The organism is Pontibacter indicus, from assembly GCF_900156345.1.
GTDB classification, from domain to species: domain Bacteria; phylum Bacteroidota; class Bacteroidia; order Cytophagales; family Hymenobacteraceae; genus Pontibacter; species Pontibacter indicus.
Window position 1 is genome coordinate 498,596 of the sequence record NZ_FTPP01000003.1, and the last position, 14,696, is coordinate 513,291.

Sequence of the window (14,696 nt, forward strand, 5' to 3'; positions counted from 1 at the left end):
ATTAGATTGATTATTAAAAAATTTACTCTGAAAACATGGAACAAACCTTACCCACCCTAACTGATTGTCCGCATTGTAACTCCAAACTTAAAACAGGAGGCTTGATAGGGACCAATAAGCTAGTAAGCAAGAAATTCATACCTATCATTAACGAATTCTCCGGTCTTCACCATGAACAGTACTGCGAGAAATGCGCTCAGAAACTTTACGAAACCTCAAAAGGCAAATTCTTTATTGAGCGAAATGCTTTAGACAAGACTATAGAATCTATCATTGATTGCGTGCCTGTCATTTCTCTACAGTCCCCTCACAAGTGGGAATATGATGTGTTAGACATGGTAACGGGACAGTCTACTACCGGCACCGGTGTTTTTTCGGAGTTCAAGTCAAGCTTTACAGACTTCTTCGGCATGCAGTCAGGAGCATATAACAGCAAGATCAGCAATGGAGAGAATCTTTGCCTTACTCAGCTTCGATTAAAGTGTATTCAGCTAGGGGGCAATGCCGTTATCGGCGCTGATATAGACTATGCTGAGGTTGGTGGCGATAAAGGTATGCTGATGGTGTGTATGACTGGCACAGCTGTCAAAATACATAATACCGAAGTGCTCGGGCAGGAAAGAATACAAAGCCTTGAGAAGCTAACAAAAGCTGTAGAGAGAAGACAGTACCTCCGAAGCATTGATGTTACCAACAATGCATATGTAACAGTGGAAGCTAGTTGATCAGGTCAATCAAAATAAGTATACCAAATACTTCATAATACTTGACCTTAGCGATAAAACAAACCTTAATATGGACCTTTTTAATTCTATCTTTCACTATTTCACTGACAGAACCAGAAAGCTTCCCGCAAAGATTATCCTAGTCTTACTGCTGGGGGCTATTGTACTGCTAGCTGACAATCTTTTAAGCTTCTCATATTACTACAATAATGCCCGAAAAATTGAGCAGGCAAAAGCTTTGTCTGAAATTCTCCAAGACACGAGTCTAACAAAGCACGAAAAAGCCGAATTATTTACCTTGCGAAGAAATATAATAAAGCATGCGACATGGAAAGACTATACTTGGGCCTTTTTTTCGAACATTCATTTTAGCAACTCTAAAAAGCAAATCCTAGATGAAACGAGCCCAAATGCTTCGATTGCAACCAGGAGCTATTTTTGGCATTTTATTTCTTCGTCATGGTTAATTGTCTTCGCCATAATAGCTGTGCCCTTTGCAGCATATTTTGACAAAACCGTTTCTCTTGGCTTAGGCTTGACTATACTTATTGTTTTCGAGCCTACTCTCTTAGGGCTAGCTTGGCTTCTAGCCAAAACCTTTTCTTATATACCTATTATACTTGGGAACTCCAGTTATAATTATTTGCTGAATGCCTTATTGTGTGGCATCCTTTTCATTGTACCTGCACAAGTTTGGATTTACTACGAAAGGAAGAAAAAAATCCGGGAGCTGCTAAAGACATTAAATTAAGATAACCATGTACCACAAAGAGCAGGTGAGACCGCGATTTCTCGAGAAAATAGAGCGTCTGAAAACAGTGATGGGCTCTTATGCCAAGGTAGTTGTTGGCTGCAACCTCCCGTCTTGTAACATCTCCGACATTTGGAACCCTAGAGTTGAGATGAGTCTGCAGGTAGTGATGCACTTCCTCACAGCTTATCGTGAGCATGGGGTTAGGGTACATACTAGATGGGAAACGGGAGAAAACAGTAGTGCCGCATGCAGTAATTGCGCAGGTACAGAAAGCTAAGCAGGAAGTAGAGAAAGCTTGGAACCTGTTAATTCATGAATAATTTAATAGCATAATTAAAACTATACTTTAACGCTTACTGATGAAACAACTTAACTATGGCCATTATAGACTTGCACGACAAGCCGTTTGATGAAGCAACTTTAGCCAAGCTAGATATCTTTGAGAAGTATACGCAAGCTTGGTTGCCTACTTTCGTAATGCAATCCACTCCTACAATCTGCATCTTTGACCTCTTTGCTGGCACAGGTTACGATTTAAATGGGGAACCGGGAAGCCCTATCCGCATACTCAATGTAATCAAGCAATACATAGGTCACATATTTACAAAAAGAGTAAATGTTCGTCTATACTTGAATGAGTTTAAACAGGGAAAAAAAAGACTATTAGAGCAGGCGGTCCAGCAATATCTAATTGAAAACAGTGATGTAGCAAGGGCTATAAGCTATAAGATCTTTCAACAGGACTTCAATCAAGTGTATACCGAGCTTCTCCCAGAGATCGAGAAATACCCAAGCCTAGTCTTCTTAGATCAGAACGGTATTAAGTTCACTAATTTGAAAAACCTCCTTGCGCTGGAAAGGACGCGACAAACCGATTTTCTATTTTTCATCTCCTCCTCTCACGTTAGGCGATTCGGCAGCACCAAGGAGTTCAGTAACCACCTCAGTATTGACATGGAGGCTTTAAAGAGTAATCCATACCGGTTCATACACGAAGATGTAGTGAAGGCAATCAGTAATCAGATCCCAACCGGATCAGCCCTTAAGCTTCATCCTTTCTCCATAAAAAAAGGGACCAATATTCACGGTCTAGTTTTCGGCGCCAAGCATCCAAGAGCAGTAGAGAAGTTCCTTCAAATAGTATGGAAACATAGCCCGCTTAATGGACAAGCAAACTTCGACATAAATGATGATGTTGTAAAGCCAGCTTTGCAACTTGATATGTTTGCCACTGAGCCAAAGAAAAATAAGATTGATAAATTTAAGGAGCAACTAGAGTCAATGCTTCGCGAATTTAAAACCGTTACTAACAGACAGATTTATCTTTTTACACTAGAACATGGCCATCCCCTTAGCCATGCAACAGAGCACTTGAAGTTCCTCAAAAATAATGCTAAGAAAATACACTTTGAGGGCGTAGCGCCTAAAATAAATTTTAAAGACGCCTATAAAGGTGAGTGCCCTGTGGTTATTAAGTGGAATGGATTTTAAACAAGTACCTTAGTGTTTTCGTTAATGCTTTTATGCCAAAATATTTAGTTATAAACTAAAATATTTAGCATATTGATTAAATTTGTTCCTTAAACACCAGATCATGGCAGAATCAAGCATAGAATGGACAGAAGCAACTTGGAACCCCACTACTGGCTGTACTAAAATTTCACAGGGTTGTAAATTTTGTTATGCTGAAGTTATGCATAAGCGGCTTCAGGCTATGGGTGTGACTAAGTATAGTAATGACTTCAGAACTGTCACATGTCATCCTGAGGTACTGAATCAACCCCGCAAGTGGAAGCCTTCAGTAATATTTGTGAACAGCATGAGTGACTTATTTCATGAAGATGTGCCATTACATTTCATACAACAGGTTTTTAAGGTCATGAATGAATGTCCTCAGCACACCTTTCAAGTCCTAACCAAAAGAACCGAGCGCCTAGCAGAGCTATCACCTTTATTAAACTGGACTACCAACATCTGGATGGGAGTTTCTGTGGAGAATCAAGATGTTGACTTCAGGATTGATCATCTTCGTCAGTCGGATGCAGTTATAAAGTTTCTTTCTCTTGAACCGCTCATTGGCCCACTTATAGAACTAAATCTGAGAGATATTGACTGGGTGATTGTTGGGGGTGAATCAGGCCGAAACCCGAGGCCAATGCAAGCAAAGTGGGTAATAGATATAAGAGATCAATGTGAGGCTGCTAGAACAGCTTTCTTCTTTAAACAGTGGGGTGGGAAGAACAAGAAAGCCGCAGGTAGAGAGCTCAATGGAAGAACTTACGATGGGATGCCAGAACGACATATACTTATTTAAAGAAAAAGGGAGGTTAGCGCCTCCCTTTTTCTTTTCCATTTTCTTCTTATGATCCAGCTCCGGTTTCTCCCATGCATCTAATAGGTCATCCAGCATAATCACAGTACCTGGGTAATCGTGGGCCGAATTGTCCACGTGCTCTACCAGCTCCTTGATGGGTATAATGCTGCGAATTTGGGTATAGCTGGTTATATTGTTCATGGACGTGAAAAACTGCAAATTCCACACTGCTGAGAGTACTACTATTACATACTAGTAATAATAGAATGATTAATAATAAGAAGGGGTAAAGAAAATTATAATCTTCTTTACCCCTTCTTATAAAAAATTCAAAATACCTTTATCTACCCTGCTGATCTTTCAACAAACGTTCTAAGAACTCTACTTTTTCTCGCTCACTCTGTAGTAATCTTTCATACAATTTCTTATTCTCATCCATTACCTCCATTAACTTATCAATTGGATTAAAATTGAATGTCGATTTAAAAGCTACAGAAGTAGAGTTGTCATGACTATTAAAAGTTGTTGAAACAATATTAATAGCTGCATCTTCATCAAAGTTCTTGATCGCCTCAGCCGACACTCCCAACACCTTTCCAATCTTCTCCAGCGTCACATCATCAACCTCCTCTTCCTGCTCAATGCGGGAGACGTTCTGCTGGGTCATGCCCAGTTCAATGGCTAAGGCGGATTGCTTTACTCCCAAAGCGGTCCGCATTCTTCGCACATGGTCGCCCAGGTGGATTGGTTTTTTTCTAGCTGCTGTTTCCATAGGATTAATATACTAAATTTCTACCTATTATACAATTAAACTTTGCTCGTATTTTACAAATGTAGCCCTTGTTTAATACAAGCGTACCACATTTGATACAAGTGCTTAAAACCGCAAGTTTGTAATTCGTGAAGCTGACCTCAGTCGAGCAGTTCAGTCCCTTAAAGATATAAGGTATTCTGTATATTCCCAAAGCAACCGTGGCGCACAGGCAAGCCCTAGGGCCACTAAGGTGCTTTTATCGGATCCGCTTACACGCCAACAAGTACTTTAACCGCCTGTCCGTGGAAACCCAAAGGCTGCCATCGCCTTCCTGTAAGGACGATGGCGAAAGTGAAGCTGCTGTCAGAATCAGCACTGGATGATTTACAAGGAAGAAACATGATACAAATAACACTACGTCTTCTCCCCTTCCCTACATCCGGGCCATCAGGCCAAGGTCTCACTCTGTTCTTTGGTTCCGACTGGATCCTACTCATCTCACCCCCTGAGTGAGTGAATACCCCTCCGTCGCTGCCCCGCTAACACCAGCTAACATGTGTAACGGGCGGCTGTTTCCTTTTCCCTTCCCCGGCATGACCAGCGCTAATTAGCGGCTGGCAGGATCCTTATTTCCCAAACTTTAACCGAATACCTATGGAAACCATGCCCTACACCTTACCTGAATTCAAACTCTCCGAGCCCGACCAGGCCCTGCTTGACTTCTGCGCCCGTTACCCACAGCATGAAGCACAGCAGCGCCTCTGGAAATGGTTCATCCTGGCCCTCAAAGACAGCCGCGCCACCATCACCTGTTCAAAAAATACTGAACTGATTACTTTCTATGAAGATCTTAAAACACTTGTTTCGGCTCTATATCAATTACATGACCTGCCGGGGGACATGCTGCCGGAGCCCATCGAAAAGGCAGCACCTTCCCTAGAAGCTGCGCCGCTGGCCGAGGCCCTGGACCTGCTGCACACCTCCGTCGATGCCAGCTGGATGCTCCTGATCTCGCCACCCGAGTAAACCTGTAAAAGTACCCCTCGCCGCTGTAGCGGATGTCCTCTTTGTTAAATTCTAATTTCTATCAGTATGAAACCAAAAAAATGGCTTCCCGGGCTTCCTATGCCCTTTTATTTCCTCTTCCTCCCCTGGCTGCTGGCTTTTTCACTGGCTCTCGGTCGGAGTATGGCACAACATCCGCAACCGTCTGAACCATCAATCAAGATCGGTCAACCCGTGCCGGATGTTTCCTTCTCGCGTGTGCTCCATCACCCGGCTGGCACGGCGCGCCTCTCCGACTTCAGGGGAAAACTGGTGCTGATCGATTTCTGGGCTACCTGGTGTGGCAGTTGCAAACTGGCCCTTCCGAAGCTGGACGCCATTCAACAGGAGTTTGGCGATAAAGTACAGGTACTGCTGGTCAACTCCCAGTCAACCGGCGATACCGAAGCCAAGATAGAGAAGTACTTTGACCGCTGGCGCCGCCCCGATGGCAGCCGCTATCCCCTGGCAGCTGCTGTCAACGACACCACCCTCAACGCCCTCTTCCCCCACCAGCTCATTCCGCACATCGTCTGGATCGCCCCTAACGGTACGCTGCATGCCGTGACTGGCGCGGATGAGCTGACACCCGAAAAAGTCCGGGCCGCCCTGAAAGGCAACCGCAGGCATACCCGAAACCATGATAAACCTTAAACAAAACAGCATATGAAAAGAATTTTATTCCTTCTGCTGCTCCTGCTGGCCTATACCTTACCGGCCAGGGCGCAACAGCCCATCAGCGGCAAAGTAGTATCCGCTGTGACCAACACGCCCTTGCCGGGCGCTCCTGTGCGTCTGAAAGGAAGCAGCACCGGCACTATGACCGATGCAGAGGGCAACTTCACGCTTGCCCGTAGCCGGGACCAGGACACGCTGCAGATCAGCTACCTGGGCTACCTGCCTTATGAAGCGCCGCTTCGCCTGCCCCTGCCCGACCCTTTTGTGATCGCCCTGCAGGAAAACAGCAGGCAGTTACGGGAAGTGGTCGTCTCGACCGGTTACCAGCAGTTGCCGCAGGAGCGTGCCACAGGTTCTTTTGCGCAGGTGAGCAAGGAGCGGTTTAACGAACAGGTGAGCACCGATGTGATCAGCCGCCTGGAGGCAGTAGCCAATGGCCTGACCGTGGACCGGGGCACCGACCGGCGGGGCAGGCTGATGGTCCGTGGCCTGAGCACCATCATGGGCCCGAAAGCGCCGCTGATCGTGGTCGACAACTTCCCCTACGAAGGCGACATCAACAACATCAACCCCAATGATATCGAGAGTGTGACGGTGCTGAAAGACGCGGCAGCAGCCTCCATCTGGGGTACCCGCGCCGGGAATGGCGTGATCGTGATCACCACCAAAAAAGGGCGCTTCAACCAGCCCCTGCGCCTGGATTTTAATACCAACGTGCGCATGACGGAGGTGCCGGATCTTTCCTACATCCCGCAGATGTCCAGCTCCGACTACATCGACACGGAGATCATGCTCTTTGGCCGGGGTTATTACAACAGCAACATCAATTCAGTGAACCGGCCGGCCCTTACGCCGGTAGTGGAGCTGCTCTTGCAACGCAGGAACGGCACGCTCAGCGAAGCCGAGGCGAATGCCCGGATCAATGCCCTGCGTGCCGTGGACGTGCGCGATGAATATAACCGGCACATGTACCAGCGGGGTGTGGAGCAGCAGTATAGCCTGGGCCTGCAGGGTAGCTCGGACAAAAACGCCTGGCTGATGTCCGCAGGCTATGACCGCAACCTCAGCAACCTGTCCGCCAGCTACGACCGCTTTAACCTCCGCTTCCAAAACACGTTGCGCCCTGCCAAGCGGTTGGAGCTCTCTACGGGCCTGTACTATACCTTGAGCAACAGTGAGAGCGGGAAGCCCGGTTACGGCCAGGTGACGATGCTGACCAGCAACCTCTACCCTTACGCCCGTTTCGCCGATGAGGCAGGCAACCCGCTGCCCGTGGTGAAGGATTACCGCCAGTCCTGGAAAGAAACGGCTGGCAATGGCCAACTCCTGGACTGGAACTACTACCCGCTTACAGACTACCGCCACAGTCGCACGCTTGGTACCCTGCAGGATGTGCTGGGCAATGTTGGGCTCAGTTATAAACTTCCCTTTGGACTTGAGGCCAGCCTGAGCTACCAGTACCAGCGGCAGCAGTCCTCCAGCGAGCAGCTCAACGATGCGCAGAGTTACATGGCCCGGAACATGGTCAACCTCTACACACAGCTGGACCCTATAACGGGTGAGCCTGTTTACCGCGTACCGGTAGGCGGCATACTGGTAGTTTCGGAGGAGCTGATACAATCACAGAGCGGTCGTGCGCAACTGGGATTCAACAGGACCTGGGGGGCGCACGGCATTTCTGCGATTGCCGGGGCGGAAGCGCGCCAGGCCAGCACCAGTGGCCATGGGCAACGTTTCTTCGGTTTCGACGAGAACAACCTCACTTTCGGACAGATCGATCCGGTGAACTTCTACCCACTCATCACCAACGGCAGAACCTCCACTATCCAGCCAGCGCAGCATATCCGGGGCATGGAGAACCGTTTTTTGTCGGTGTACGGCAATGCGGCCTATACTTTCCGGGAGCGCTATACCTTGTCGGCCAGCGCCCGCCAGGATGCCTCCAACCTGTTCGGCGTGAATGCCAACAACCGCTGGAACCCCTTGTGGAGCACGGGCCTTGCCTGGAACATTTCAGAGGAAGCCTTTTACAAGTGGGGAGCGCTGCCCAGCCTGAAGCTGCGGGCTACCTACGGCTACAGTGGTAATGTGGATATGGCGCGAACGGCTGTCACGACCATGACTTACCGCCTTATCAAATCACCACTCCTTGCTGAGCCCATGGCCTATATCGCCAACCATGCCAACCCCGAGCTGAGATGGGAAAGAGCTGGCATGTTCAATTTGGGACTGGACTTTGGTTCGCGGAACAGCCGCCTGTCGGGCAGCTTGGAGTATTTCCATAAGAAAGGCACCAACCTCTATGGGTGGGAGCTGGCCGATTATACCTCCGGGGTAGGTGCTACCATGCTCCGGAACGTGGCCAGCATGCGGGGGCAGGGCATGGATGTGGAGCTTAACAGCATCAACCTGCAGGCAAAGCGCTTTAGCTGGAGCTCCCATCTCAACTTCAGCTATTTCAAAGACGAAGTAACGGACTACTACCTGGGCAACCAGCAGGCGAGCAATTTCATTGCCAGTACGCCCGCTATCAGCGGCCTCGTAGGAAAGCCGGTCTATAGTATTTTCTCCTACCCCTGGGCGGGCCTCGATCCGGAAACCGGCGATCCGCAGGGTTACCTGAACGGGGATGTGACCCAAGACTATGTGGCGCTGCGCGGATCCGAAGTACAGATCGATGACCTGCGCTACAACGGCAGCGCTGTGCCGGTATACTTTGGGTCGCTGGGCAATACCTTGAGTTTTGGCAACCTGTCACTCACCGCCCGGCTTACCTACAAGTTCGGCTATTTCTTCCGAAGGAAGTCCGTCAACTACAACGAGCTCTACCGCAACGGCGAAATGCACCACGACTTTGCCAACAGGTGGCAGCAACCGGGCGACGAGGCCATTACGCATGTGCCTTCGATGCCCTACCCGGCCAATACTGCGCGCGACTTCTTCTACTCCGGCTCGGAAGTGCTGGTGGAGCGCGGCGACCATGTAAGGCTTCAATATATATCAGCCAGTTACGCGTTTGACAAAACGACTTTCAAGCGACTGCCCTTCCGGCAGATGCAGGCTTACGTGAATGTGAGCAACCTGGGGCTGCTGTGGGTAGCCAATAAACAAGGCATAGACCCGGACTATCACCTGGGCACTGCACCCCTGCCGCCTGCCAGAACTTATGCCATCGGACTCAAAGCCTCCTTTTAATTTAATTCAAGCGCTATCATGAAAAAATATATCAAGTACCCGATTTGCTGGGCCATACTACTCATGTTGATGTCCTGCGAAAACTTTCTGGATGAAAAGCCGGACCAGAAGCTGGCCATACCGACTACGCTGGCTGATCTGCAGGCCCTGCTCAACGAGCACGATCTGATGAACCACCAGATACCCAACCTGGGTGAGATCGGCTCCGGCAATTTCTTCCTGACCGACACCGACTGGGCAGGCCTATCATTGGAAGAGCGCAATATCTATACCTGGAACAGGGCAAACCTCTTCCCGCCAGAATTCAATGACTGGAGCATGAATTTCGCGCCGGTGTATGTGGCCAATGTCGTGCTGGAAACAATGCCCTCCATTACCAGAGATGCCGCCAACAGCCGCAATTGGGACTATGTAAAAGGGCAGGCGCTTTATTACCGCGCGCACAATTTCCTGCAGGCAGCCTATGTCTGGGCACCTGCCTACGATGCCGCCACAGCCGCTACGGATTTGGGCATTCCGCTGCGCCTGAGCAGCGATTTTAACATCCGGTCAGAACGAGCTTCTGTGGAGGAAACCTATGCACAAATCCTGTTGGACCTGAAGGAAGCTGCCACATTGCTCCCGGTTACGCAGTCGCACCCCATCCGGCCCTACAAGGCCTCAGCTTATGCCCTGCTGGCCCGTACCTATCTTTCTATGCGCCAGTACGAGCAGGCAAAGTTCTATGCTGACTCCACCTTGCAGTTGCAACCGGCCCTGCTGGATTACAATACCCTGAATCCTGCTGAGACATTTCCTTTTCCACGTTTTAATCCCGAAGTGCTCACGGAGCACCTGGCCTGGGGCGTTACCAGTCTTTTAAGGGAGGATCGGGCGAAAGTGGACCCTATTCTGTATGCCTCCTATGCAGCCGATGACCTGCGAAAAGAAGCCTTCTTCCGGGACAACGGCGATGGCTCCTTCGCCTTCAAAGGCAGCTATGGACATGATTCGCCATTTGCAGGGCCAGCAACAGATGAAATGTACCTGACCCGCGCGGAAGGCTACGCCCGGACAGGAAACGTATCCGAAGCCATGCGCGACCTGAACACCCTGCTGGTGAAAAGGTGGCGATCGGGCACCTTTATACCACTAGAGGCAGGTAATCAACAGGAAGCCCTGGCGCTCATCCTGCAGGAGCGACGCAAGCAGCTTTTGCAGCGCAGCCTGTGGTGGATGGATATCAAACGCCTGAATAAAGAGGGTGCTAATATAACGCTTACCCGAACTGTACAGGGGCAGACCTATACTTTACCCCCGAATGACCTGCGGTATGCCTTGCCGATTCCGGATGATGTGATTGCTATTTCAGGAATGCCGCAGAACCCCCGCTGAGCTTACGCTGTTTTGTTAATTGAAACCAAAAAAGCTGCCCGGTCTTGCCAGGCAGCTTTTTCATTTAATTAGCGCGAGGTATAATACTAGTTGCGGCGGCTATCGGCCTGTAGCCTTACCTGCTCAGCGGTTTTGCCTGCCAACCAGTCTTCGATGTTCATTTCAGTTGTTACAGCGCAAGGGAGTGAGCTGCCAGCTGAACAGCCAGGGGCGCTTAGAGGCACCTCATCCCAATGATCCGGGTTGGTTGCCTGCGATAACTGGCTACCAGTGAAGATGTACTTCGCCAGTCTTTGCTCTTCCGGCTTTTCCACATTCGTGAACGCCATGGCTGCCACAGCCACCACCATCGCCGCTAAACTTAACATGTACTTTTTCATAAGTCTGGATGCTTTATTAAATCAAAAAGCAAGCGAAAAACTTTAATTTGAAATTAATTCGTTGCCTACTCTGGCGCGGGTTTTCGGCCTCCCCCTGGCCCGTTCCGGCTACCTCCCGTAGCGGGAACAGGCATCCCTTTTCCGTCTTTTTCCGCTTACCTCCTTTCGCTTTGATGATGGAATAAAGGTAGACCGGAGCAGCGCGGGAATTTCTGTTACAGAACAGGGAGAAGGGACAGGTAGAGGAAACCTGAAAGAGCAGGCAAACGTAATGCCCGACGCAGGAGCAGGAGGCACAGTCAGCAAACCGAATGGCAAAGGGAGGTGAAACAGCTGATGGCACAGGCCATCCCGCTGGGGAAAGGTAAAATTCACCGGAACGGAAGTGGATTATTTAAAATAAAAAATTTACATTTACCTAGGCAGGGCTCGGACTGTACCTGGAGGGACGCCCCGTTCAGCGTGGCATGCCCTCCTAAACAGAGCGGCCATACCAGCATGGAGCCTCAAGGCGCTTACATGGGGGCAGAGAAAAGACTGGGCGCATAACACAGGGAAACCCCACGCCGCCCTGAAATCTTCCCTTGCTAGTTGTTGTCTGCGCGGCATCCCGGGAACCTGCTGCAGCATCCTGCTACCCTGATACCAGACTATAAAACTAACTTAATTAACAGCATGTCAACCGTACAGCGCTACAAATGCCTGGTGGTGGATGACGAACGTCACGCCATTGAGCTATTGACAGATTACATTGAAGCAGTCCCGTCCTTATACCTGGCCAAGTCGTTCCAGGACCCGGTGGCGGCGCTGATGGACAGTGACTCGGGAGAGCGCTACGACTTCATCTTCCTGGATGTGGACATGCCCCGGCTCTCGGGTATGGAACTGGCCAGAGTGCTGCGCCCGCTCACCAGCTTCCTGGTCTTTACGACCGCACACCCCAAATACGCGGTCGATGCTTTCGACATCCGCGCCGACCATTTCCTGCTAAAGCCCATCGGCCTGAATAAATTCGCGCTCACGGTCAGCGAGCTGCTCAAAAGCCGGGAGGTGGCCAGCCAGCGGCCCGGCTGCCCGGACAGTACCTTCTTCATTAAAAGCGATCAGAAAAACAAGCTGATCCGCATCTGCTTTGACGAGATCATCGCCGTGGAAGGCCTGAAGAACTACGTGCAGATCTATACCCCCACGCAGAAGCACATCGCCTACCTGACCATGAAGGAGACGGAGGACGCCTTGCGCGAAACAGATCGCTTCCTCCGGGTCCACCGCTCATTCATCATTGCCAAGAACCAGATTACGGCCGTGCATGGCCGTACAATCCAGCTGAAAGGGGGCCTGGAGATACCCGTCGGCGAACTCTACAAAAAACACTTTGATGCCTACATCGCCGACAACTCCCTCTTTTCGCAGCGCTAGTCCCGGACTGTTTTATTTGATGAAGGTCATCATGGAGGTGGTAGGCAGAATGGTCGGGTCTGTACTGTTGCCATTCTTGCTACCCGTGCCATTGAAAGTGAAGATGCGCTTGTTCTTGAGTGTAAGCTTTGCTTTCGGTTTCGTTGCCATAACATTTTTCTTTTGAAAATAGGGTCGGCCAGCTTACACTGCCAAAATGTTACACAAATTGCCCCGCTTAGTAGACATACAGGAAAATGTCTTTAAAAAATTATATTTTTAGCACAATCCGGCGGTATCAGTTTCACCTGGTGGCCTGGGGGCTGTTTGTGCTGTATGAGGTGACTGTGGCCGGAATCATCTATGGCAGGCTGAGCTCCTTCGGGGATTATGCCCTGCACTACAGCATCAACATCGCACTCTTCTATCTGCATGCGCTTGTTGTAATGCCCAGGGGGCTCCTTCCAATCGGGCACCGCTACTGGCTTCTTCCTTCTCTTATTGTGGCGGAAGTCATCGCCTATATCCTCTTCACCTATGCAATGGAGCTTCTGGCTGTCGACCTCTTTCAGGTACGCATGACCCGCTCCCTGGACCTGGACTCGGCTTACCTGTTACGGTCCGCCTGGCGGGCCATTTATTTCCTGGGATTTGCGACGGCCTACTATTTCCTCACCAAATACCTGAGCGAACGGACCCGCGTAGAGCAGATTCAAAGGCAGCAGCTGCTCGACATCATCGACAAGCAGCACCTGCAGACGGAGCTGATCCGTTCCCAGAACGCCTTCCTCAAAGCGCAGATCAACCCCCACTTCCTGTTTAATACCCTCAACTACGTTTACAACAGTGTCCGGAAGACTTCCGCACCGGCGGCCGAAGCCATCCTTTCCCTCTCGCACATGATGCGCTATGCCCTGCAAAGTGAAGATGAGCACCAGCAAACCGACCTGCTGGAAGAGATTCAGCAGGTCGAGCACCTGCTCCACATCCACCGGATCCGGCAGGAAGGCCGGCTTCGCATTCTGCTGCACTACGGCCCTAACCTGGAAGGTATCCGCTTTATCCCCCTGGTGCTGATCACCCTGGTGGAGAATATGTTCAAACACGGAGACCTGACCGGAGCAGGTGAACCCGCAACGATCACGGTCAGGTATCAGGCGGGCGAACTGAAAATCATGACTGTGAACCCATGCCTGGATACACGCGCAAGGGGACATCGCATCGGACTGGACAATATCCGAAAGCGGCTGCAGCATGCTTACCCCGGGCGCGCTTCCTTTGACGCCTGGACCGATGAGGCCGGCTTTTTCCACACCAGGTTATGCGTCACGACCTGACCTGATTCCACCGGGACGACCTGTTCAACCCAACTGCTTAGAACCGCGTTCCTGCGCCTGTACCAGTTTGTCGGCCATACGCTGTTTGTTCCCCTCCTGTCCGCATCAATAGTAGCCATATTGCGCCCGTGTACAGGCAACAGGTACCCCCAGCCTACCTGTCTGTCCCGGTAACACACGCTTCCGTGTAACAAGCTACCAGAGAGACATATTTTGCTGTAACTTTCTCGTAATCAACTCATCATCTCACTTAAAACAAGTTCCTTTATGAAAAAATTACGACTCCTTTCGCTCCTGGCCCTGACGGCCATGTTTGGTTTCTCCTCTTGCCAGAAAGAAGAGGCCGATGTAACGACCAACGAGATTTCACCCCTCGCTATGGCCAAAATCTCAGAGATGGGCTTCAACACCGACAATGTACAGCGCACCGAGGGTGGCTACATTGTGGAAGGCGACATCTTCTTCTCTGAAAGCGACTTGCAGTCTTCTCCAGAAACCACAGCCCTGCGCGTGGGTGAGGAGGAACAGTACCGCACCAACAACCTGGTAAGCGTAGGCACCAGCCGCACCATCAACGTGGCCATCACCACCAGCCTGCCTTCTTCTTATGTAACGGCACTGGACGAGGCCATCCGCCGCTTCAACGCAGAGAACCTGCGCCTGAAGTTCCGCCGCGTGTCCTCGGGCTACAACATCCTGCTGTCGAAGGCGCCTGCGGGCTCTTCTTACCTGGCCTCTGCCGG

At 50.3% G+C, this 14,696-nt stretch carries 14 protein-coding genes; 11 read left to right on the plus strand and 3 right to left on the minus strand.

Going from position 1 to position 14,696, the window contains the following annotated elements; all coding sequences use genetic code 11:
* The first annotated feature begins 35 nt into the window (after positions 1-35).
* From B0B12_RS20515 to B0B12_RS16930, 4 genes are all read left to right on the plus strand, one after another.
* Positions 36-725 (plus strand): YbjQ family protein, encoded by a 690-nt coding sequence (locus B0B12_RS20515; protein ID WP_083704267.1) that lies wholly within the window; start codon positions 36-38, stop codon positions 723-725.
* 70 nt (positions 726-795) lie between these two features.
* On the plus strand, positions 796-1,476 hold the full coding sequence (locus tag B0B12_RS16920; RefSeq protein WP_076671250.1) for a hypothetical protein: 681 nt from the start codon (positions 796-798) through the stop codon (positions 1,474-1,476).
* A gap of 378 nt (positions 1,477-1,854) precedes the next feature.
* The gene (gene tcmP, locus B0B12_RS16925) at positions 1,855-2,970 is read left to right on the plus strand and encodes a three-Cys-motif partner protein TcmP (RefSeq protein ID WP_076671253.1); all 1,116 of its coding nucleotides are present in this window, start codon (positions 1,855-1,857) and stop codon (positions 2,968-2,970) included.
* Positions 2,971-3,073: 103 nt separating this feature from the next.
* Positions 3,074-3,793 (plus strand): DUF5131 family protein, encoded by a 720-nt coding sequence (locus B0B12_RS16930; RefSeq protein ID WP_076671368.1) that lies wholly within the window; start codon positions 3,074-3,076, stop codon positions 3,791-3,793.
* A 340-nt stretch (positions 3,794-4,133) separates the two neighbouring features.
* Here B0B12_RS16930 and B0B12_RS16935 read toward each other — a convergent pair whose 3' ends face one another.
* A complete protein-coding gene (locus B0B12_RS16935; protein ID WP_076671256.1) occupies positions 4,134-4,565 on the minus strand; it encodes a helix-turn-helix domain-containing protein in 432 nt (143 codons plus the stop codon).
* 645 nt (positions 4,566-5,210) lie between these two features.
* Between B0B12_RS16935 and B0B12_RS16940 the strand changes: the two genes are divergently transcribed.
* The 4 genes from B0B12_RS16940 (at position 5,211) to B0B12_RS16955 (ending at position 10,838) form a co-directional block, all read left to right on the plus strand.
* Positions 5,211-5,573: a hypothetical protein gene (locus tag B0B12_RS16940; RefSeq protein ID WP_139337832.1), complete on the plus strand. Its 363-nt coding sequence runs from the start codon at positions 5,211-5,213 to the stop codon at positions 5,571-5,573.
* 66 nt (positions 5,574-5,639) lie between these two features.
* Positions 5,640-6,245, plus strand: a complete 606-nt coding sequence (locus B0B12_RS16945; RefSeq protein ID WP_083704268.1) for a TlpA family protein disulfide reductase — start codon at positions 5,640-5,642, stop codon at positions 6,243-6,245.
* Between the two features lie 12 nt (positions 6,246-6,257).
* On the plus strand, positions 6,258-9,464 hold the full coding sequence (locus B0B12_RS16950) for a SusC/RagA family TonB-linked outer membrane protein (protein WP_076671264.1): 3,207 nt from the start codon (positions 6,258-6,260) through the stop codon (positions 9,462-9,464).
* An 18-nt stretch (positions 9,465-9,482) separates the two neighbouring features.
* The gene (locus B0B12_RS16955) at positions 9,483-10,838 is read left to right on the plus strand and encodes a RagB/SusD family nutrient uptake outer membrane protein (protein ID WP_076671267.1); all 1,356 of its coding nucleotides are present in this window, start codon (positions 9,483-9,485) and stop codon (positions 10,836-10,838) included.
* 86 nt (positions 10,839-10,924) lie between these two features.
* On the opposite strand, the gene B0B12_RS16960 is transcribed toward B0B12_RS16955, so the two are convergent.
* The gene (locus B0B12_RS16960; RefSeq protein WP_139337833.1) at positions 10,925-11,218 is read right to left on the minus strand and encodes a DUF6520 family protein; all 294 of its coding nucleotides are present in this window, start codon (positions 11,216-11,218) and stop codon (positions 10,925-10,927) included.
* A gap of 675 nt (positions 11,219-11,893) precedes the next feature.
* Here B0B12_RS16960 and B0B12_RS16970 point away from each other — a divergent pair.
* Positions 11,894-12,637, plus strand: a complete 744-nt coding sequence (locus B0B12_RS16970; RefSeq protein WP_076671276.1) for a LytR/AlgR family response regulator transcription factor — start codon at positions 11,894-11,896, stop codon at positions 12,635-12,637.
* Positions 12,638-12,649: 12 nt separating this feature from the next.
* Here the strand turns inward: B0B12_RS16970 and B0B12_RS20430 are convergent, their stop codons facing one another.
* Positions 12,650-12,787, minus strand: a complete 138-nt coding sequence (locus B0B12_RS20430) for a hypothetical protein (RefSeq protein WP_170871901.1) — start codon at positions 12,785-12,787, stop codon at positions 12,650-12,652.
* A gap of 86 nt (positions 12,788-12,873) precedes the next feature.
* Between B0B12_RS20430 and B0B12_RS16975 the strand changes: the two genes are divergently transcribed.
* Together B0B12_RS16975 and B0B12_RS16980 are read left to right on the plus strand one after the other, a co-directional pair.
* Positions 12,874-13,953, plus strand: a complete 1,080-nt coding sequence (locus tag B0B12_RS16975; RefSeq protein WP_076671279.1) for a sensor histidine kinase — start codon at positions 12,874-12,876, stop codon at positions 13,951-13,953.
* A gap of 267 nt (positions 13,954-14,220) precedes the next feature.
* The coding region (locus B0B12_RS16980; RefSeq protein WP_244554744.1) for a M57 family metalloprotease at positions 14,221-14,696 on the plus strand (476 nt) is incomplete at its 3' end.